The organism is Peribacillus acanthi, from assembly GCF_003073175.1.
GTDB lineage: Bacteria > Bacillota > Bacilli > Bacillales > DSM-1321 > Bacillus_BN > Bacillus_BN acanthi.
This window is the reverse complement of the sequence record NZ_QBBX01000004.1, coordinates 60,600-80,374: the sequence shown is the minus strand read 5'-3', so window position 1 is coordinate 80,374 and position 19,775 is coordinate 60,600. Positions and strand designations below refer to the sequence as shown.

The 19,775-nt window shown below is 36.3% G+C and carries 23 protein-coding genes; all 23 read left to right on the top strand.

Going from position 1 to position 19,775, the window contains the following annotated elements; all coding sequences use genetic code 11:
• The coding region (gene trmFO, locus DBX25_RS05090; protein WP_240620155.1) for an FADH(2)-oxidizing methylenetetrahydrofolate--tRNA-(uracil(54)-C(5))-methyltransferase TrmFO at window positions 1–1,276 on the top strand (1,276 nt) is incomplete at its 5' end.
• A gap of 61 nt (window positions 1,277–1,337) precedes the next feature.
• Window positions 1,338–2,240 (top strand): tyrosine recombinase XerC, encoded by a 903-nt coding sequence (gene xerC / locus DBX25_RS05085; RefSeq protein WP_108669701.1) that lies wholly within the window; start codon window positions 1,338–1,340, stop codon window positions 2,238–2,240.
• A 20-nt stretch (window positions 2,241–2,260) separates the two neighbouring features.
• On the top strand, window positions 2,261–2,803 hold the full coding sequence (hslV, locus tag DBX25_RS05080; protein ID WP_108669700.1) for an ATP-dependent protease subunit HslV: 543 nt from the start codon (window positions 2,261–2,263) through the stop codon (window positions 2,801–2,803).
• A gap of 16 nt (window positions 2,804–2,819) precedes the next feature.
• The gene (gene hslU / locus DBX25_RS05075; RefSeq protein WP_108669699.1) at window positions 2,820–4,229 is read left to right on the top strand and encodes an HslU--HslV peptidase ATPase subunit; all 1,410 of its coding nucleotides are present in this window, start codon (window positions 2,820–2,822) and stop codon (window positions 4,227–4,229) included.
• 145 nt (window positions 4,230–4,374) lie between these two features.
• On the top strand, window positions 4,375–5,154 hold the full coding sequence (gene codY, locus DBX25_RS05070; protein ID WP_108669698.1) for a GTP-sensing pleiotropic transcriptional regulator CodY: 780 nt from the start codon (window positions 4,375–4,377) through the stop codon (window positions 5,152–5,154).
• 483 nt (window positions 5,155–5,637) lie between these two features.
• Entirely contained in the window at window positions 5,638–6,027 is a 390-nt protein-coding gene (gene flgB / locus DBX25_RS05065; RefSeq protein ID WP_108669697.1) for a flagellar basal body rod protein FlgB, read from the top strand.
• A gap of 2 nt (window positions 6,028–6,029) precedes the next feature.
• Window positions 6,030–6,488, top strand: coding sequence for a flagellar basal body rod protein FlgC (gene flgC / locus DBX25_RS05060; RefSeq protein ID WP_108669696.1), 459 nt, complete (start codon window positions 6,030–6,032; stop codon window positions 6,486–6,488).
• Between the two features lie 14 nt (window positions 6,489–6,502).
• Window positions 6,503–6,814 (top strand): flagellar hook-basal body complex protein FliE, encoded by a 312-nt coding sequence (fliE, locus tag DBX25_RS05055; protein ID WP_108669695.1) that lies wholly within the window; start codon window positions 6,503–6,505, stop codon window positions 6,812–6,814.
• A gap of 74 nt (window positions 6,815–6,888) precedes the next feature.
• Window positions 6,889–8,484: a flagellar basal-body MS-ring/collar protein FliF gene (gene fliF, locus DBX25_RS05050; protein ID WP_108669694.1), complete on the top strand. Its 1,596-nt coding sequence runs from the start codon at window positions 6,889–6,891 to the stop codon at window positions 8,482–8,484.
• A gap of 11 nt (window positions 8,485–8,495) precedes the next feature.
• Window positions 8,496–9,515, top strand: coding sequence for a flagellar motor switch protein FliG (fliG, locus tag DBX25_RS05045; protein WP_108669693.1), 1,020 nt, complete (start codon window positions 8,496–8,498; stop codon window positions 9,513–9,515).
• A complete protein-coding gene (fliH, locus tag DBX25_RS05040; RefSeq protein WP_108669692.1) occupies window positions 9,499–10,296 on the top strand; it encodes a flagellar assembly protein FliH in 798 nt (265 codons plus the stop codon). Before fliG ends, fliH begins: the two co-directional genes overlap by 17 nt.
• Window positions 10,277–11,605 carry a flagellar protein export ATPase FliI gene (gene fliI / locus DBX25_RS05035; protein WP_205685180.1) on the top strand — a complete coding sequence of 443 codons (1,329 nt, stop codon included), beginning with the start codon at window positions 10,277–10,279 and terminating at the stop codon, window positions 11,603–11,605. Before fliH ends, fliI begins: the two co-directional genes overlap by 20 nt.
• A 1-nt stretch (window position 11,606) precedes the next feature.
• A complete protein-coding gene (fliJ, locus tag DBX25_RS05030; protein WP_108669690.1) occupies window positions 11,607–12,050 on the top strand; it encodes a flagellar export protein FliJ in 444 nt (147 codons plus the stop codon).
• 8 nt (window positions 12,051–12,058) lie between these two features.
• On the top strand, window positions 12,059–12,682 hold the full coding sequence (locus DBX25_RS05025; protein ID WP_108669689.1) for a MotE family protein: 624 nt from the start codon (window positions 12,059–12,061) through the stop codon (window positions 12,680–12,682).
• A gap of 37 nt (window positions 12,683–12,719) precedes the next feature.
• Window positions 12,720–14,063, top strand: a complete 1,344-nt coding sequence (locus tag DBX25_RS05020; RefSeq protein WP_108669688.1) for a flagellar hook-length control protein FliK — start codon at window positions 12,720–12,722, stop codon at window positions 14,061–14,063.
• Window positions 14,064–14,069: 6 nt separating this feature from the next.
• A complete protein-coding gene (flgD, locus tag DBX25_RS05015; protein ID WP_108669687.1) occupies window positions 14,070–14,711 on the top strand; it encodes a flagellar hook assembly protein FlgD in 642 nt (213 codons plus the stop codon).
• A gap of 13 nt (window positions 14,712–14,724) precedes the next feature.
• Complete coding sequence (locus tag DBX25_RS05010) at window positions 14,725–15,126, top strand: TIGR02530 family flagellar biosynthesis protein (protein ID WP_108669686.1); 402 nt, start codon at window positions 14,725–14,727, stop codon at window positions 15,124–15,126.
• Window positions 15,127–15,197: 71 nt separating this feature from the next.
• A complete protein-coding gene (flgF, locus tag DBX25_RS05005) occupies window positions 15,198–16,397 on the top strand; it encodes a flagellar basal-body rod protein FlgF (protein WP_108669887.1) in 1,200 nt (399 codons plus the stop codon).
• A 53-nt stretch (window positions 16,398–16,450) separates the two neighbouring features.
• Entirely contained in the window at window positions 16,451–16,675 is a 225-nt protein-coding gene (locus DBX25_RS05000) for a flagellar FlbD family protein (RefSeq protein ID WP_108669685.1), read from the top strand.
• Complete coding sequence (gene fliL / locus DBX25_RS04995; RefSeq protein ID WP_108669684.1) at window positions 16,665–17,093, top strand: flagellar basal body-associated protein FliL; 429 nt, start codon at window positions 16,665–16,667, stop codon at window positions 17,091–17,093. Before DBX25_RS05000 ends, fliL begins: the two co-directional genes overlap by 11 nt.
• 44 nt (window positions 17,094–17,137) lie before the next feature.
• A complete protein-coding gene (fliM, locus tag DBX25_RS04990) occupies window positions 17,138–18,139 on the top strand; it encodes a flagellar motor switch protein FliM (protein WP_108669683.1) in 1,002 nt (333 codons plus the stop codon).
• Window positions 18,129–19,388, top strand: coding sequence for a flagellar motor switch phosphatase FliY (gene fliY / locus DBX25_RS04985; RefSeq protein ID WP_108669682.1), 1,260 nt, complete (start codon window positions 18,129–18,131; stop codon window positions 19,386–19,388). The genes fliM and fliY overlap by 11 nt, the downstream gene beginning before the upstream one ends.
• 20 nt (window positions 19,389–19,408) lie before the next feature.
• Entirely contained in the window at window positions 19,409–19,771 is a 363-nt protein-coding gene (locus DBX25_RS04980) for a response regulator (protein ID WP_108669681.1), read from the top strand.
• The last annotated feature ends 4 nt before the right edge of the window (window positions 19,772–19,775 follow it).

The following is a 19,775-nucleotide window of genomic DNA, read 5'->3' as shown; positions in this document are numbered from 1 at the left end:
AGGTTTGGCCGGTAGTGAAGCAGCGTGGCAAATTGCTCAAAGAGGAGTAAAAGTCAATTTATATGAAATGAGACCGGTTCGCCAAACACCAGCACATCATACAGATAAATTTGCTGAACTTGTTTGTAGTAACTCTTTAAGAGCGAACACTTTAACTAACGCAGTAGGGGTATTAAAAGAAGAAATGAGACGTTTGGATTCTATCATCATTTCATCTGCGGATGCATGTGCCGTTCCAGCTGGTGGTGCGTTGGCCGTCGATCGACACGAATTCGCTGGTCGTGTGACAGAAATGGTAAAAAATCATCCTAACGTAACTGTTATACATGAGGAAATTACAGAAATACCAGAAGGTCCAACTGTAATTGCTACAGGCCCATTAACTAGTCCTTCTTTATCAGAGAAGCTTAAAGCTTTAACGGGTGAGGAATACCTATATTTTTATGATGCTGCAGCTCCTATTATCGAAAAGGAAAGCATCAATATGGACAAGGTTTACTTAAAGTCTCGCTATGATAAAGGGGAAGCAGCGTACTTGAACTGTCCAATGACAGAAGAGGAATTTGATCGCTTTTATGAGGCTTTAATTTCTGCAGAAACAGTCCCTTTAAAGGAATTTGAAAAGGAAATTTTCTTTGAAGGGTGTATGCCTATAGAGGTCATGGGGACTCGCGGAAAGAAAACGATGTTATTTGGTCCATTAAAGCCTGTAGGATTAGAAGACCCTCGTACAGGAAAAAGACCATATGCTGTTGTTCAGCTACGTCAAGATGATGCGGCAGGTACTCTTTATAACATCGTTGGATTCCAAACTCATTTGAAATGGGGGCCACAAAAAGAAGTCATTCAATTGATACCAGGTTTAGAAAATGCAGAAATCATTAGATATGGTGTAATGCATAGAAATACATTCATCAATTCGCCAAAAGTTCTTGAACCTACTTATCAATTCAAAAATCGTAAAGACTTGTTCTTTGCAGGTCAAATGACTGGAGTAGAAGGGTATGTAGAGTCTGCTGCCTCTGGTTTGATTGCGGGTATCAATGCTGCTCGTCTGTCAATGGGACAAGAGCTACTAGTTTTCCCAGCTGAAACCTCTATGGGCAGCATGGCAAGATATATTACGACAACTAGCGCAAAGAATTTCCAACCTATGAATGCGAATTTCGGTTTGTTCCCTGAACTTCCAGTGAAAATTAAAAGTAAAAAAGAACGTTATGAAATGCATGCAAACAGAGCGTTAGAAACAATTCAGAACTTTGTGAAAAATATGTAAAATCATTTGCAAGGGCTACTTGTAGTGTGTTACTATTTAGTAGCCCTTGTGAGGTGATTGAATGGAAAATGTGAATAATTCGTTACAATCCTTTTTAGAATATTTACAACTCGAAAAGAACTATTCAAAATATACGATAGAACATTACCAACGTGACATTAGTGAATTCCTTTTGTTCATGAATGAACAAGGTATAAATGGATTACATACGGTTTCTTATTTTGATGCTCGATTGTACTTAACACATCTTTACGATAAACAATTAGCAAAACGATCAATTTCCCGTAAAACCTCCTGTCTAAGAAGTTTTTATAAATTTTTAATGAGGGAAAAACTTTCAAACGAAAATCCGTTTCAGTCCGTTTCGCTTCCCAAAAAAGATCACAAACTCCCCAAATTTTTATATGAAGAAGAAATTGAAGTTATTTTTAATAGTGTAGATGCTTCTAGTGAATTGGGGAAAAGAGATTTGGCCTTGTTGGAGCTATTATATGCGACTGGAATTCGAGTCGGGGAATGCACTGGAATTCAATTGAAAGACCTGGATTTTTCTTTGGAAACGGTATTAGTCCACGGAAAGGGAAAAAAGGATCGGTACGTCCCTTTTGGAAGCAAAGCAAAAAAAGCCTTGTTGGACTATATTAATGTGGCAAGGAATAAACTAGTAGGGCAACTGGATGCTGATCATGGTAAGTTATTCGTAAATTTTCGGGGAGCACCATTGACCTCAAGAGGAGTCAGGTTTGTCCTAAGTACCTTGATTGAGACTGCTTCAGTAAAAGGGAAAATCCACCCCCATGTTTTACGTCATACTTTTGCCACCCATTTATTAAATAACGGTGCGGATTTACGTTCTGTACAAGAGTTGCTGGGACACTCAGAAATATCATCTACTCAAATATATACCCATGTAACAAAAGAGCAGCTAAAGAAAGTGTATAATTCTGCTCATCCACGAGCGTAATCCTAAAAAAGGAGAAATCAATGGGAAACTTTCATGCTACTACAATATTTGCTGTTAGGCACAATGGACAATGTGCGATGTCTGGAGATGGTCAAGTAACATTCGGAAATGCTGTTGTCATGAAGCACACTGCCCGTAAAGTACGTAGGCTATTTAATGGAAAAGTATTAGCGGGTTTTGCTGGATCTGTAGCTGATGCTTTTACGTTGTTTGAGATGTTTGAAGGTAAATTGGAAGAGTTCAATGGCAATTTACAGCGTTCTGCAGTTGAGTTGGCAAAGCAATGGAGAAGCGACAAGGTTTTAAGGCAGCTTGAAGCGATGTTGATTGTAATGGATTCTGAACATTTACTTCTTATTTCAGGTACCGGAGAAGTGATTGAACCAGATGACGGTATTTTAGCTATCGGTTCAGGAGGACATTATGCATTATCTGCAGGTAGAGCACTGAAACGATACTCTGGTGAACACTTGAATGCCCGTCAAATTGCTGAAGCAGCGCTAGAAATTGCTGCAGAGATATGCGTTTATACAAATTCCAATATTATAGTTGAAGAACTATAAAACAAGGAGTGGGACTATGAAGGATAAACGTAATGATTTAACTCCCCGTCAGGTAGTTGAAAAATTAGATCAATACATAGTTGGCCAAAAAGATGCAAAAAGAGCAGTTGCTATTGCTTTAAGAAATCGATATCGTCGTAATTTGCTAAATGAAAAGCTTCGTGATGAAGTTGTACCAAAGAATATCCTAATGATTGGTCCAACAGGGGTTGGGAAAACAGAGATTGCAAGAAGAATGGCAAAACTTGTTGGCGCACCATTTGTTAAAGTAGAAGCAACAAAATTTACTGAAGTAGGATATGTTGGTCGTGATGTAGAATCGATGGTACGTGATTTAGTAGAAACATCGATTCGAATCGTAAAAGAAGAAAAAATGCAGGCCGTTAAAGAACTTGCTGAACAAAATGCTAATAGAAGATTAGTCGAGCTACTAGTTCCTTCTATGAAGAAAGCAACTAATTTCAAGAATCCATTAGAGATGTTTTTTGGTGGAAATAACTCAGGTCAAGAAGATGAAACACAATCAACAGAGGACGCTAACCTATTCGAGAGAAGAAGTGCTGTGGAGAAGAAATTATTTGCAGGACAGCTTGAAAATGAATATGTGACTGTCGAGGTCGAGGAACAGCCCGCTTCTATGTTTGATATGCTTCAAGGGTCTGGAATGGAACAGATGGGCATGAATATGCAAGATGCTCTTGGAAGTTTAATGCCGAAAAAGAAAAAGAAAAGAAAGCTTAAAGTTTCTGATGCAAGAAAAGTCCTAACCAATGAAGAAGCTGCCAAATTGATTGATATGGATGAGGTAACACAAGAAGCGGTATTTAGAGCAGAACAGTCTGGAATTATCTTTATTGACGAAATTGATAAAATTGCTAGTAAACAGTCAGGTGGCTCATCGGCAGACGTATCACGCGAAGGTGTCCAAAGAGACATTTTACCTGTAGTCGAAGGGTCGACTGTAGTGACTAAATACGGTTCCATCAAGACTGATTATATTTTATTCATAGCAGCTGGAGCCTTCCATATGGCAAAACCATCTGACTTGATTCCAGAGTTACAAGGAAGATTCCCGATTAGGGTAGAATTGAAAAAATTAACTGTAGAAGATTTTGAAAGAATTCTTCATGAGCCAGATAATGCATTGTTGAAACAATATTCAGCTTTATTAGAAACAGAAGGTATACAAATAGAATTTTCTGACGATGCTATTCGTAAGATTGCCGAAGTTGCATTTGAAGTAAATCAAAATACGGATAATATTGGGGCTCGACGTCTGCATACTATTATGGAACGTCTTTTGGAAGATTTATCTTTTGAAGCACCTGATATAACAATGGAAAAAATTGTGATAACTCCACAATATGTTGAAGAGAAGCTTGGTACGATTTCGAGAAACAAAGACTTAAGTCAATTCATTCTATAATAGACTTCCTTTGTTTTAAGGATTTCAAATAGGGTATTTATGTATTGGATGACCTCTTTAATCATAGAAATTGTCGTAATAAATCGAGCACTCAATTTATAATAACTAATGAAATATTGGCTATATACAGGAGGAAATGTAACCCATGAATTTGCTTGCTAAAACTAGAAAGATTAATTCCATGCTACAAAACGCAGCTGGAAAACCTGTAAACTTTAAGGAGATGTCCCAAAGCTTAAGTGATGTAATTGAATCCAACGTATTCGTCGTTAGTAGAAGAGGGAAGCTCCTTGGTTTTGCTATCAATCAACAGATTGAAAATGAGCGTATGAAGAAAATGCTAGAAGATCGTCAGTTCCCTGAAGGCTATACTAAAAACCTGTTCAATATCCAAGAAACTTCTTCGAACTTGGATGTTGAAAGTGAGTACACAGCTTTCCCAGTAGAAAATAAAGAACTATTCAAGAGTGGTTTTACAACAATCGTTCCAATCATTGGTGGTGGAGAAAGACTTGGTACTTTGATTTTGGCAAGATTGGAAGAAATGTTCCATGATGATGATTTAATCTTAGCTGAATATGGTGCAACTGTAGTAGGTATGGAGATCCTACGCGAGAAAGCGGAAGAGATTGAAGAGGAAGCAAGAAGCAAAGCTGTTGTCCAAATGGCAATTAGTTCTTTGTCATATAGCGAACTTGAAGCAATCGAACATATTTTTGAAGAGTTAAAAGGTAATGAAGGACTTCTTGTAGCATCTAAAATTGCTGACAGAGTTGGAATTACTCGTTCTGTAATCGTAAATGCACTTCGTAAGCTAGAAAGCGCTGGAGTAATCGAATCCCGCTCTCTTGGAATGAAAGGTACTTACATTAAGGTATTGAATGATAAATTCCTATTTGAACTAGAAAAATTAAAGAATCATTAATAAATGAGAAAGACGTAATTGGGTAAGAGAGATCCCACTTACGTCTTTTTTTTATTTTTAAAAGGATCTATTGGCAACAAGAAGTAAGTCGACAGAGTGTCCTAATCCAAGTTTCTAATATGGAACCTTAAAAAAGCAATAATTAATATTTTTAGAATAAGAAAAGTTGGTATATTTATGTAATTTTGTTAAATAGGAAAATAGTATGCGTACAATTTTTGAAACATTCAGTATGATAATAATGTCGGTTTTTGAAATATTTTAATAATATTTGTAACATCATATTAACGAGTAATGTAACTTTATACCTATAAATTTGTCTTTTTTTCGACAATTTTCTTAAAAATAGTAAAATATGCATAGCTTAAAACCTCCAAGACACATAGACATTGGTACTGTAATTCATTACAATAGTTATTAAGTTAGTGGATTTTATCTTTATTCTACAATTGAAGAATTTTATGGAATTATAGGTGACAATTTATGACATTATTTTCATCCTCCATCTCTAGTTTGGAGAGAGCTCTAGATTATTCATCACTAAAACAAAAAGTTATTTCACAAAATATATCAAATGCTGATACACCTAATTATAAAGCCAAGGATGTTCAGTTTGGGAAACTGTTTGAAGAACAACTATCAAGCATTAAAGCAAAAAGGACCAACCAAAGACATTTTGAGTTCCAAACTAAAAATGCTTCTCCGATGATTACTATCAATAGGAGTGCTTCGTATAACCACAACGGTAACAGTGTCGATGTCGATAAAGAAATGAGTGATTTGGCTACAAATCAAATCTACTATAATGCTGTAACTGATCGTATAAGTGGGAAATTTGAGTCGCTAAAGACCGTGATTAGAGGAGGCAAATAAAAATGACTATGTTTCATAGCATGAACACCACCGCTTCCGCCCTTACTGCTCAGAGGCTAAGAATGGATGTTATCTCATCCAATATGGCAAATGTCGATTCTACAAGAGGTAAACTAGTAAACGGGGAATGGCAACCTTATAAGAGGAAGATGGTAGTCTTAGAACCTAAGGATAGTCATTTTTCAAACTTTTTGAATATTGCGATGGGTACAGGTGGGAAACAATCGGTAGGACAAGGTATGAAGGTCAGTAAAATTATCGAAGATCAAACTCCATTTAAAATGGTATATGATCCTGAACATCCAGATGCCAATACTGATGGTTATGTGGCAATGCCAAATGTGGATCCCTTGAGAGAGATGGTTGATTTGATGAGTGCCACCCGTTCATATGAGGCAAATGTTACTGTCTTCAACGCTTCAAAGGGTATGATGATGAAAGCTCTAGAAATTGGTAAATAGATAGGAGTATTTTTATGCTAGGAAATGGAATTTCACCTATAACAGGTGTATTTGTAAATAATTTGAGCAAGTCTTCTAGTTCTACACCTACACCATACGAAGCTCAAACGAAATTTGCGTCCGTATTAAAGGATTCAATTAATAAAGTGAATGATGCGCAAATTCAATCTGATAAAGTAACAGAACGGATGATTAGAGGGGAAAATGTTGATTTACATACGGTCATGATAACATCCCAAAAAGCTAGCATCACACTTCAAACAACGATGGAAATTCGGAATAAAGTTGTCGAAGCATATCAAGAGATTATGAGAATGCAAGTATAACATTCATCGAAAACCTAATTGACTTAAACCATTAATCTTTTTAACAGCGAATACAGTAAAACTGGGGGATCATGATGAATGAAAAGCTACAAACTATCAAAAATAGGATAATCACTTTTTGGAGTGAAAGAACCAAGACCCAAAAACTACTTTTTGGTAGCGGACTCTTATTTATTATCATCTTAATAATTGTTACTTCAGTTCTGGCTACAAAAACAACTTTAGTACCTTTATATAGTAATCTATCTCCTTCTGAAACCGGTAGCATCAAAGAGAACTTAGATAGCAGAGGTATCCAATCAGAAATTGCTGATGGTGGTACAACGATTTTAGTTCCTGAAGAGAGCGTAGATACCTTAAAGGTTGAATTAGCAGCTGAAGGTATACCAGAATCCGGAAGTATTGATTATTCATTCTTTGGCCAGAATGCTGGAATCGGAATGACTGAAAATGAATTCAATATTTTAAAGTTAGATGCTATGCAAACTGAACTTGCTGATTTAATTAAAGGAATTCAGGGTGTTAATGACGCAAAAGTAATGATTACATTACCTGAAAAAGGGATATTCGTTAATGAAACAAGTGAGGAAGCTTCTGCTTCAATTGTGTTACATACAAAGCCAGGGCAGAAGTTCGAAGACGATAAAATAAAAGCGCTTTATCATTTAGTATCAAAAAGTGTTCCAAACTTACCTACAGATAATATCGTCATAATGAATCAGAATTTTGAGTATTTCGATTTAAATAATGAAAAAAAATTCCAATCTGGTGGAGATTTTGCTACTCAGTATCAAATCAAGCAGGAAATTGAGCGAGATATCCAAAGGCAAGTACAGAATATGCTAGGAACTTTAATGGGCCGAGATAAAGTCGTAGTAACCGTGTCGACAGATATCGATTTTTCTCAAGAGAATAGAGAAGAAAATCTTGTTACTCCAGTTGATGAAGAAAATATGGAAGGTATCGCAATTAGCGCCCAAAGAATCACGGAAACGTTTACTGGTAATGCGGATGCAGCCGGCGGTGTACCTGCTGGAGAAGATCCCGGTGATTCCCTTGGTTCTAGTTACCTTCAATCAAATGGTGGATCAGGAGATTATGAGAAAACAGAAGAAACCATTAACAATGAAGTCAACAGAATCCGTAAGGAAATCGTTGAAAGTCCTTATAAGATTCGTGACTTGGGGATTCAAGTAATGGTAGAACCACCAACGCCGAATAATCCTGATTCCCTTCCTCAAGAGCGAATCGATGACATTACTAGGGTTCTAGGCACAATTGTTAGAACTTCAATTGATAAGGATGCAATGGGTGAGGAACTTTCAGACGATGAAATTAACAATAAAATTGCTGTATCCGTTCAAGAGTTTAATGGAAAAGTAGATTTCCCTTCAGAAACCACGACACAGATTCCGTGGTGGGTATATGCAATCGGTGGCGTTCTGTTACTTGCATTAATTGTCTTATTATTCTTGTTCCTTCGTTCCCGTAAAAAACAGGAAGAAGAGGAAATGGAATTTGAAGAACGTGTAATCCTTGATGTTCCAGATGTAAATGAAGAAAAGCAAGAAACAGAAGGTACGTTAAAAAGAAAACAACTTGAAAAACTTGCGAAGGAGAAACCAGACGAATTTGCAAAACTATTACGTTCTTGGTTAGCTGAAGACTAGGGGGAAATAAGGTGCAAAAGAAAGATAGAAAAGGTGAATTGACTGGCAAACAAAAAGCTGCCATCCTACTCATTTCCTTAGGACCTGATGTATCTGCTTCAGTCTACAAGCATTTATCAGAGGAAGAAATTGAGCGTTTGACGTTGGAAATTTCCAGTGTTAGAAAAGTCGACGCAATAGAAAAGGAAGAAATATTAGAAGAGTTTCATAATATTGCCTTGGCTCAAGATTATATCACCCAAGGTGGAATTGGATATGCAAAGACCGTTTTAGAAAAAGCGCTTGGTACAGATCAAGCTGCTGCTATCATAAATAGACTTACTTCATCTTTACAAGTTAGACCTTTTGATTTTGCTAGAAAAGCGGATCCAGCCCAAATATTGAATTTCATCCAAAATGAGCACCCTCAAACAATTGCTCTTATACTTTCGTATTTAGATCCCTCAAAAGCAGGTCAAATATTATCTGAACTCCCTCAGGAAGTTCAAGCAGATATCGCAAGAAGAATTGCGATTATGGATAGTACATCTCCTGAGATTATTAATGAAGTAGAACAGATTTTAGAAAGAAAGCTTTCAACTACTGTAACACAAGATTATACACAAACTGGCGGTATAGAAGCTGTTGTCGATGTCTTGAATGGTGTAGATAGAGCTACAGAACGTACTATTTTAGATGCTCTAGAAATACAAGATCCTGAACTAGCTGAAGAAATTAAGAAGCGTATGTTTGTCTTTGAAGATATTGTCACGCTTGATGGTAGGGCGATTCAAAGGGTTATCAGGGACGCGGATAACGATGATCTGAAATATGCTCTTAAAGTGGCTAGCGAGGAAGTTAAAGAAATCGTATTTAAAAACATGTCTAAACGGATGGTCGATACTTTCACCGAAGAAATGGAATATATGGGCCCTGTGCGTCTTAGGGATGTTGAAGAAGCGCAATCTAGAATTGTGGCAGTCATTAGGCGCTTAGAAGAAGCAGGTGAAATTGTCATAGCACGTGGTGGAGGAGATGATATTATTGTCTAGAATCATCAAATCTAATTGGACTAACCCTACAAACGAAAAAAAAAAACCTATAAAAATCAAGCAAGTTAATCTTCTTGATTTTAATGTAGAGTCCGAAGTTCAAGTAGCTCCAAATTATCATGAAGCAGAGATTGAAGAGTTATTAGAACAAGCAAGACAACAAGCTATAAAAATCATACAAGAAGCAAATTTAGAAGCAGAAAATATTCTATTACAAGTAAAACAAGAAAAGGAATACTGGGAACATGAAGAAAAACCTAGAATGATTGAGCAGGCTCGTAATGAAGGCTTTGGCTTGGGAACTGAAGAAGGAAGAAATCGTGGTTACTCAGAAATGCAATCTTCTATCGAACTAGCAAAAGAAGTTGTCGACCTTGCTAAATTAGATTATCAATCGCATATAGATTCTTCTGAAGGAACGATTCTAGAATTAGGATTGAAAGTGGCCGAAAAAATTATCAATAAAAGGCTTGAAATGTCGGAAGAAGATTTCTATTCAATAGTGAAAAAAGCGATGAAAGAAGCTCGAGATTATAAGGATATACAATTACATGTCCATCCTATCCATTACGGGTTTTTACTGTCACAAAAAGATGAATTACTTTCTTTATTTCCTAAAGAGACGAATTTGTATATTTATCCAGATGATGAACTTACAGAGTCTAATTGCATAATTGAATCATCTAATGGAAGAATTGATGCAAGTGTGGATAGTCAGCTTGATGAAGTTCGGCGTAAATTGTTTGAAATTTTAGAAGGTGATGAATCTAGTGAAGGCTAGTCAATTAATAAAGAGAATTGACGAACTCGATTCTTTAAAAAGATATGGAAGAGTTAAGCGTGTAGTTGGGCTAATGATTGAATCACAAGGTCCAACTAGTTCCGTTGGAGAAGTATGTTTCATACATACTGGCTCAAAGGGAACTAGAAAAAAGATTAGGGCTGAAGTGGTTGGCTTTAAAGATGAAAACGTAGTATTAATGCCATATACAGCTGTGAGTGAGATTTCTCCAGGAGCTTTAGTGGAAGCAACGTCTGCCTCACTCGAGATTAAAGTTGGTCCCGCATTAATTGGACAAGTCTTAGATTCTCTTGGAAACCCCTTGGATGGCAAATCTCTACCTAAGGGACTTACTACTGTATCAACTGAGCAAGATCCACCAAACCCTATGGAAAGACCACCTATAGATGAAGGCATCGAGGTGGGGGTACGAATGATTGATAGTCTTCTTTCAGTAGGAAATGGACAAAGAGTGGGGATATTTGCAGGAAGTGGTGTAGGAAAAAGTACTCTGCTAGGGATGATTGCTAGAAATACAAAAGCCGATATCAATGTGATTGGGCTAATAGGTGAACGTGGGAGAGAAGTAAGAGAGTTTATCGAAAAGGATTTAGGGCCTGAAGGGCTTAAGCGTTCCATTGTTGTAGTAGCAACATCCGACCAACCTGCTTTAATGAGGATAAAGGGTGCTTATACTGCAACAGCGATTGCCGAATACTTTCGTGATAAAGGCTTGAACGTTATGTTAATGATGGACTCTGTGACACGTGTAGCTATGGCACAAAGAGAAATTGGATTAGCTATAGGGGAACCACCTACTACTAAAGGTTATACACCTTCGGTTTTTGCTGTCTTACCAAAGCTTTTAGAGAGGACAGGAACGAATAAACTCGGTTCTATTACAGCCTTCTATACGGTTCTAGTAGATGGAGATGACATGAATGAACCAATAGCCGACACGGTCCGTGGTATATTGGATGGTCACTTCGTCCTAGATAGGTCTTTGGCTAATAAAGGTCAATATCCTGCGATTAATATTTTGAAGAGTATCAGTCGTATTATGAACAATATTGTCACTTCTGAGCATCGAAGCATGGCAGAGAAATTAAGAGAATCACTTGCCAAATACCTAGAAAATGAAGATTTAATTAATATCGGTGCTTATAAAAAAGGCTCATCTAAAGAGATAGATGCCTCAATTAAAAAATACCCGGAAATCATTTCTTTTCTAAAACAAAGCACTTCTGAAAAAGTGAGTAAAGATGAGAGTATAGTCAAACTTTTGAATTTAATGGGAAATGGTGATTAAAATGATATATCAATACAAGTTTTCCAAAATTCTATCCTTAAAAGAAAGAGAAAAAGATGACGCTTACTCCAAATACAGTCAAGCTCTCAAACATTTTGAAGAAGTTGCGGAAAAATTATTCAGATTATTGAAGAAAAAAGAAGATTTACAAGAGTATCAAGAACAAGAACTGGTAAATGGGTTATCCGTTGACGTAATGAGACACCATCAAACCTTTATTACTAACTTAGACAAAATTATTGATCATTGTCAAAAAGAGGTAATTGAAGCGCGGACTAAACTTAATTTGTTTCAAACAATATTAATTGAGAAAAATGTTGAAGTCAAAAAATACGAAAAAATGAAAGAAAAAGATTTTAGTAATTTTCTAGAATTATTAAAAGAAAATGATAAGAGACAAATGGATGAAATTTCTATTCAACAATTTGTCAGCAAAGAGAATTAGGTGATTGGATGGCTAAACAAATCGATGGAAATGGACTGGAAGAGAAGAAGACATATAACAAATTTCAATGGTTCCTGTTTATTGTAATCATTCCATTGTTGTTTACTGTAGCTTTAGCTTTGATTGTCCTTACAGTGGCTGGTGTTAACGTTTTTGAATTAACGAAAAAATATGGAAGTCACGTCCCGTTCTTGTCATCACATGAAAAAGAGGACTCACCTTCTATTAAGGAATTCCAAAGTAAGATTGTTGAGCTTGAAGCTGAAATTATTGATCGTGAGGAGCTTGTATCAAAGCTAGAATCAATAATTGAAAGTAGAGAATCTGATATCGAGAACTTGGAAGCGGATAAACAACTTCTCGAAGAAGAAATAATACAACTCCAAGGAGCTCAGGAAGATAACAAAAAAACGTTAAAAGACATCATAAAAACTTACGAAACGATGTCTCCCAAAAAAGCTGCACCTATCTTAACAGCTTTAACAGATGAAGAAGCCGTAAAGATATTATCGAACCTAAAAGCGGATACACTTTCTTCAATTCTAGAACAAATGGAACCAGAAGATGCTGCGAGATTAACACAACAACTTACAGTTCATTCAGAAAATGAACAGACAATTGAAGAGGAATAATCATTCTTTTCTTATTTGATTGAAGGGAGGTGAAATCATGCAGACCACTATCATTAATTTTGCAAATGTAGGTTCACAAATTCCGAAGGCGATTGAACCAAAAGGACTTAATACTTCTACATTTGGATCAGTATTTTCAAATATGACGAAAATCACAGACGAAACAATAGCATCCATTGATAATACAAATAGCCTGGTTGGAATGGAAGAGCTACTATCTTTTCTTTCCTTGAACCATTTAACCGAAATAGATGGTGCAGGTGCCTTTATAGAAGATTGGATGATTAATGGCGCTGAACTAGGGTCGCATTCATTTATTCAAAAGATATTGAACGATGAATATTGGCATTCAATATCTGATTTACTTGGATCCATTCAAATGGAGGTAAATGTTAATTCCGAAAAGCTACCTACTCTAGGGGAAGGGTCTTTCTTTGAAGTTAGCTTTAAAGCTCTTAAAGGAATAACAGAACTATTTAATAACTCCGGTGGTTTAACAAACCTAAAGGATAACTTACCGATAATAAAATTGGTAAAGTTGCAGACTTTGCTTGCTAATTTCATAGATTTATCCGACAAGGAATTGAATAAAAACAATTCTGTAAAGTCCTTGCTAAATGAGATTGCTTCTAAGTTAGAAAAACAAATGTCCATTCAAACAACAGGCTCACTCGTTAAACAAGTGGAGCAAACCAACACTTTAGTTGAAGCTAGATTATCTAATACGAATCAAATTAATACTGTAATTGAAAAACCAACTCTAAATAGTAAAGATACTTTAATATCTATCTATCAAAGAAATATAAAAAACGATTCATTAGAAACAATTAGTGTAGGAAAGAAATCATATTCCTCTGCAACCAACGACCAACCATTAGGCCAAAGTTTTACTCCATTAATGTCTAAGGTCGAACAGTTAGTACTAACAGTAGGTAAGAATGACGCACCCGTAAATCAAGAGCAATTTATCAAATCATTCGAATCAATAATAGCTAAATCCATTTTTCAAAATGGAAAGGGTTTACAAAAAATACTAATAAAGTTGAATCCCGACCATCTTGGAAGTATACGAATTGAATTGATTCAAAAGGATAATATGATGGTTGCGAAGATATTAGCCTCCTCAGGAAAGGCAAAGGAACTTTTGGACTCTCATTTATCTGGCCTAAAACAAGCATTTACAAATCAGAATTTATCTGTTGAAAGAATTGAAGTGTCACAATCAATTAATCCTTTCAACCAAGAAAAATCTCTGACTCGTGAACATGGTCAAAATCAGCAACAACCAAGGCAACAGGAAAATACAACTCAAGAACAAGATGAGAATGAAGTAGATTTTCTGACTAGTTTTGAAGAAGCTTTACTAAGTGTAGAAGGGTAGTTGCTTATGAATAAAATTCAAGAAAGTCTTTTACTGACAAGCTATCAGCAGGAAAAAAGAAAAATAGGCTCTGACGTATTAGGGAAAGATGATTTTTTAAAAATCCTGATGACACAGCTTCAGAATCAAGATCCAATGAATCCAATGCAAGATAAGGATTTTGTTGCACAAATGGCAACCTTTTCTTCTCTTGAGCAGATTACTAATATGGGAAAATCCATTGAAAAATTTGTTTCTGTTCAACAACAAAACCAGCTTATTTCATACAACCAATTTGTGGGAAAAGAAGTAACATGGCATAAACTGACGGAAAATGAAGATCCAAATAAGGAACCAATTGTAAGTGAAGGAAAAGGTGTTGTTTCATCCGTACAATTTAAAGAGGACAGTGTCATATTTATTTTGAAGGACGGAACAAAACTTGAACCTGGTAACATATCACAGGTTAATCATTCAAATTCCTCTAATAATCTATTAACTGCAAGTGAGTTGATTGGGAAATTGGTTACCTGGAAAAATGAATCGGGTGTAGAGAGTTCTGCAAGAGTTAAAAGCGTCCAAATTAAAGATGGTCAGACGGTATTTGAAATGGATGATGAAGGTAAAACAAAAATTAATTCTGACCAAATGATAAGTATTTCAGCTTAAGAGAGGTGAGTTTATGAACAAAACTACCTTTAGTTCAGTACATTCGCCTATTATCCCGCTGCACAAACATAAGAGTAACATTCCCAATCAAACTGGACAGATTGGAATATCTTTTTCGAATCAGCTAAACCAAGAAATTCAAAAACGCTCTCAACCACAGCCTTTATCTTTTAGTAAGCATGCATCAATGAGAATGGATCAAAGAAATATTTCAATAGATGTAGAAATGCAAAAAAAGATTGAAGAAAAACTTCTACAAGCAAAAAATAAAGGTGTTAACGATTCCCTTGTTTTATTACATAATGCAGCGTTAATCATCAATGCCAAGAACAATACCGTTATCACAGCTATGGACAGAAAAGAAGCAGCATCCCAAATATTCACTAATATCAACGGAACAATTTTAATAGATTAATAGGCTGGACCGTATAGGGAGCCTAGGCTTGCTGAATGACAGAAGCGGCCTTTAAGAAAGGGGAAAATATCATGCTTAGATCCATGTATTCAGGTATCAGTGGTTTGAAAAACTTCCAAACCAAGCTTGACGTAATTGGAAATAACATTGCTAACGTTAATACATTTGGCTATAAAAAAGGTCGTGTAACATTTAAGGACACAATGAACCAAACCATTGCAGGTGCAAGTGCTGCACAAGATAACCGAGGTGGGAAAAACCCTATGCAGGTTGGTTTAGGATCAACTATGGCATCCGTGGATACTATTCATACCCAATCCAGCCTGCAAACAACAGGTCGTCCTCTAGATTTAGGGATTTCTGGTGATGGCTATTTCGTTGTTAAACAAGGTACTGCAGAATTTTATACAAGAGCCGGTAATTTTTACATTGATGATAATGGTAATCTTGTAAATGGTGATGGAATGAAGGTACAGCAATTTAAGAATGGTGTTTTACAGGATATCATTGTCAATGTAAATGCTACTCAGCCTGCAACTTCGACGAAAAAGTTTTATCTTGAAGGTAGTTTGCCTGACCCAAGTACTTTAGCAACGGGTGTTGAAAGTGCGGTACAACAAATGAAAGTGGTAGATACAAAAGGAAAAGAGCATACCTTAGATTACAAGTTTGCACCAAATGGTTCAAATTGGAGTGTTGTAATTACTAATCAGAGTGCATCACCATCACCTATTTCTTTGCCTGCTATTAATCTGGCATATAATGCTACTAGTAAAACCTTTACAGCATCCGGTAGTGTCAACTTGAAAACTATAGGACTGACAGATGGTGAAACTAGTGTAACATTGGACCTTGGAAATCTTAAAATGGAAGGTGATTCTATTGCCGCCATTTCAAACCCTGATGGAAATCTGGTAGGCTCCCTAGAATCCTTCAACATAGGTCAAATGGGTGAAATCAATGGAGTATACTCAAATGGACAAGTAGTGGAATTAGGCAAACTTGCATTAGCTAAATTTTCTAACTCCTCTGGTCTGACTAAAGCTGGTGGTAACCTCTTCCAAGAATCCATCAACTCAGGAACAGCTAATATTAACGTTGCTGGAGAAGGACGAGGAACAATCGCTTCAGGTTCACTTGAGATGTCAAACGTAGATTTGTCAGAAGAGTTTACGGAGATGATAACTGCTCAACGTGGATTCCAAGCAAATACAAGAATAATTACGACTTCGGATGAAATCCTTCAAGAGTTAGTAAATCTTAAACGATAGATTTAAGGGAGGGTAGGAGCTAATGGGTTTTAATCTGTTAGCTCCCCATTAAATTGATTAATGTTACTAGGTTAAACGGTAAGAGTTATTTGATAAATGCCTTGTTTATAGAAGCGGTTGAATCTCATCCTGATACGATGATTACATTAACTAATGGAAAGAAGTTTGTTGTAGCTGAAACTGAAAATGAAATTAAGAATGCCATTATACAATTTTATCGTTCTATTAATTTATTGGGTTTTCAGAGTACGGAGGGGGACGTAGCTAATGAAGAATAAGCTCCTTACAATTATGATAGTTTTATTGATTTCCATTACACTAGTGGGTGCAATTGCTTTAGTTGTCGTACTTAAATTCACAGGTGATCAGGCTGCACATACTGAACCTTCCATCGATGAAATTATCGAGGCGTCGGTAGAGGTTCCAGAAATCACAACAAATTTAGCAAGTGGAGATTTTATTAAAATTTCCTTTATGGTTCAAACCGATAGCAAGAAGGCGAAACAAGAATTGGAGAAAAGAAACTTTCAAGTGAAGAATATTATTCTAACCGAGCTTTCTGAACTAAAATCAGATGATTTAAAAGGTAAGGTTGGAAAAGAAAAACTTCAAGATCAACTTAAAAATAAATTGAATAGCATTATGCAGGAAGGTACGATTGAAAAGGTGTACATCACCTCATCCATCCTCCAATAGGCAATTAAAGAATATTTTACAGAGGTATTGGGAGGTGACGAACCTTGTCAGGAGAAGTTTTATCACAAAATGAAATAGATGCCTTACTGTCTGCTCTTTCAACAGGGGAGATGAATGCAGACGAATTAAAAAAAGAAGAGGCAGAGAAAAAAGTTAAATCTTATGATTTTAAGAGGGCACTTCGTTTTTCAAAAGATCAAGTAAGAAGTTTAACTAGAATCCATGAAAACTTTGCAAGACTATTAACTACATTTTTTTCTGCACAATTGAGGACTTATGTTCAGATTACAGTTGCATCGGCAGATCAAATTCCTTATGAAGAATTCATTCGTTCCATTCCAAAAATGACTATATTGAATGTGTTTGAGGTTCCACCACTTGACGGACGTATTTTGATGGAAGTCAACCCAAACATCGCTTATACAATGCTAGACCGTGTTCTTGGTGGTAGAGGTTCCAGTGTCAATAAGGTGGAAAATTTGACTGAAATCGAAACCAAAATCATGTCTAATCTTTTTGAAAGAGGGTTTGAAAATCTTCAAGAAGCATGGTCGACCGTGGCGGAAATAGATCCCATCATGACAGATTTCGAAGTAAATCCACAGTTTTTACAAATGGTATCTCCAAATGAGACTGTAGTGGTCATTTCTTTAAATACTCAAATTGGAGAAACAACAGGAATGATCAATATCTGTATTCCGCATGTTGTTCTAGAACCAATTATTCCAAAGTTGTCAGTTCATTATTGGATGCAAACAACTAAGAAAGAGAGATCCACTGAAGAAATTGAGATTCTTGAAAAAAGGATTGAACAATCTGTCGTACCAGTAATCGCTGAATTAGGAAGCACTGATATTACCATACAGGATTTTTTACTTCTGGATGTTGGTGATGTAATTGATTTAAATAGATTTATTGACCAGCCTCTTATTATAAAGGTTGGCAATGTGCCGAAATTTGAAGGTCAACCAGGAAAAGTAGGTAGGAAAATGGCTGTTCAAATTTTGGACACATTGAAAGGGGGAGACGAAGAATATGGTAAGTGATGATATGCTATCTCAAGATGAAATTGATGCTCTTTTGAAGGGTACAGATGATGATTTCGGAGCTGACGATCCCCCGGTTGATGATTTTCTTAGTTTAATGGAACAAGATGCACTTGGTGAGATTGGAAATATTTCTTTTGGAAGCTCTGCAACAGCTTTATCTACATTATTAAATCAAAAAGTGGATATTACGACACCAACTGTCTCTGTTATTCATCGTTCAAAACTTCCGGAAGAGTTTCAACATCCTTATGTAGCCATTAAAGTGAATTATACTGTTGGCTTTTCAGGGGTGAATTTATTAGTAATCAAACAATCTGACGCAGCGATAATTGCAGATTTGATGTTAGGGGGAGATGGATTAAACCCTTCAGATTTATTGGGTGAAATCCAACTTAGTGCAGTTCAAGAAGCTATGAACCAAATGATGGGGTCAGCAGCGACTTCCATGTCTACTATCTTTAATAAAAAAGTGGATATTTCACCACCTAGTATTGATTTATTAAACATAGAGCAAGGTGAAGGCGGAGATTCCATTCCAGCAGATGATTTACTTGCTAAAATATCGTTTCGATTGAAAATTGGTGAGTTAATTGATTCGAATATCATGCAGCTATTGCCGATTCAGTTTGCAAAAGAGTTAGTGGATGAACTATTGAATCCTACTTCAACACCAGAAATTAAGAGTGAGCCTGTCATCGAAAAACCGATTGAACAGCCTATACAACACCAGCAGCCAGTTCAACATCAAGCTATGTATGAACAACCTCCGACACAACCAACTGGAGGATATCAGTATGAACAGCAGCCAATGCCAAACTATGGTGGACAAGGTTATCAACCTACTCATAACCCATATGAGAGCTATCAACCTGTACCACATCAGCCTCAGCACTTAGGCTCTCAATATGTTCAACCAATGCAACCTGTAAATGTTCAACCTGCAAGTTTTACTAGTTTCGAGCCATATAAATTACATGAGGCAGAACAAAAGAATCTGGATATGCTCTTGGACATTCCTCTTCAGGTTACTGTAGAGCTTGGTAGAACAAAACGTTCTGTTAAGGAAATTCTCGAGTTATCAAGCGGCTCGATTATAGAATTAGATAAGCTAGCAGGAGAACCAGTTGACATCCTAGTAAATGACCGCCTAATTGCTAAAGGTGAGGTTGTTGTAATAGATGAGAATTTTGGAGTAAGGGTTACTGACATCATTAGTCAAAGTGATAGACTTAAAAAATTAAGATAATTCTTTGGGGGTAATAATACATGGCACACAAAATTTTAATCGTAGACGACGCTGCTTTTATGAGAATGATGATTAAGGATATTCTAAGCAAAAATGGATTTGAAGTAGTTGGAGAGGCAGCTGATGGTGTCCAAGCCATTGAAAAATATAAAGAAACTTCACCGGATTTAGTTACTATGGATATCACTATGCCTGAAATGGATGGCATTACTGCATTAAAGGAAATTAAAAAACTTAATCCATCTGCAAAAGTTATCATGTGTTCTGCGATGGGGCAACAAGCAATGGTAATCGATGCGATTCAAGCTGGAGCACGTGACTTTATCGTTAAGCCATTCCAAGCAGATCGTGTATTAGAAGCAATTAATAAGACATTGAGCTAACAAT

What these genes read in the sequence shown, in the direction of transcription:
- xerC (WP_108669701.1), top strand. Translation starts at nt 1,338, where the DNA reads ATGGAAAATGTGAATAATTCGTTACAATCCTTTTTAGAATATTTACAA.
- hslV (WP_108669700.1), top strand. Translation starts at nt 2,261, where the DNA reads ATGGGAAACTTTCATGCTACTACAATATTTGCTGTTAGGCACAATGGA.
- hslU (WP_108669699.1), top strand. Translation starts at nt 2,820, where the DNA reads ATGAAGGATAAACGTAATGATTTAACTCCCCGTCAGGTAGTTGAAAAA.
- codY (WP_108669698.1), top strand. Translation starts at nt 4,375, where the DNA reads ATGAATTTGCTTGCTAAAACTAGAAAGATTAATTCCATGCTACAAAAC.
- flgB (WP_108669697.1), top strand. Translation starts at nt 5,638, where the DNA reads ATGACATTATTTTCATCCTCCATCTCTAGTTTGGAGAGAGCTCTAGAT.
- flgC (WP_108669696.1), top strand. Translation starts at nt 6,030, where the DNA reads ATGACTATGTTTCATAGCATGAACACCACCGCTTCCGCCCTTACTGCT.
- fliE (WP_108669695.1), top strand. Translation starts at nt 6,503, where the DNA reads ATGCTAGGAAATGGAATTTCACCTATAACAGGTGTATTTGTAAATAAT.
- fliF (WP_108669694.1), top strand. Translation starts at nt 6,889, where the DNA reads ATGAATGAAAAGCTACAAACTATCAAAAATAGGATAATCACTTTTTGG.
- fliH (WP_108669692.1), top strand. Translation starts at nt 9,499, where the DNA reads ATGATATTATTGTCTAGAATCATCAAATCTAATTGGACTAACCCTACA.
- fliI (WP_205685180.1), top strand. Translation starts at nt 10,277, where the DNA reads ATGAATCTAGTGAAGGCTAGTCAATTAATAAAGAGAATTGACGAACTC.
- fliJ (WP_108669690.1), top strand. Translation starts at nt 11,607, where the DNA reads ATGATATATCAATACAAGTTTTCCAAAATTCTATCCTTAAAAGAAAGA.
- DBX25_RS05025 (WP_108669689.1), top strand. Translation starts at nt 12,059, where the DNA reads ATGGCTAAACAAATCGATGGAAATGGACTGGAAGAGAAGAAGACATAT.
- DBX25_RS05020 (WP_108669688.1), top strand. Translation starts at nt 12,720, where the DNA reads ATGCAGACCACTATCATTAATTTTGCAAATGTAGGTTCACAAATTCCG.
- flgD (WP_108669687.1), top strand. Translation starts at nt 14,070, where the DNA reads ATGAATAAAATTCAAGAAAGTCTTTTACTGACAAGCTATCAGCAGGAA.
- DBX25_RS05010 (WP_108669686.1), top strand. Translation starts at nt 14,725, where the DNA reads ATGAACAAAACTACCTTTAGTTCAGTACATTCGCCTATTATCCCGCTG.
- flgF (WP_108669887.1), top strand. Translation starts at nt 15,198, where the DNA reads ATGCTTAGATCCATGTATTCAGGTATCAGTGGTTTGAAAAACTTCCAA.
- fliL (WP_108669684.1), top strand. Translation starts at nt 16,665, where the DNA reads ATGAAGAATAAGCTCCTTACAATTATGATAGTTTTATTGATTTCCATT.
- fliY (WP_108669682.1), top strand. Translation starts at nt 18,129, where the DNA reads ATGGTAAGTGATGATATGCTATCTCAAGATGAAATTGATGCTCTTTTG.
- DBX25_RS04980 (WP_108669681.1), top strand. Translation starts at nt 19,409, where the DNA reads ATGGCACACAAAATTTTAATCGTAGACGACGCTGCTTTTATGAGAATG.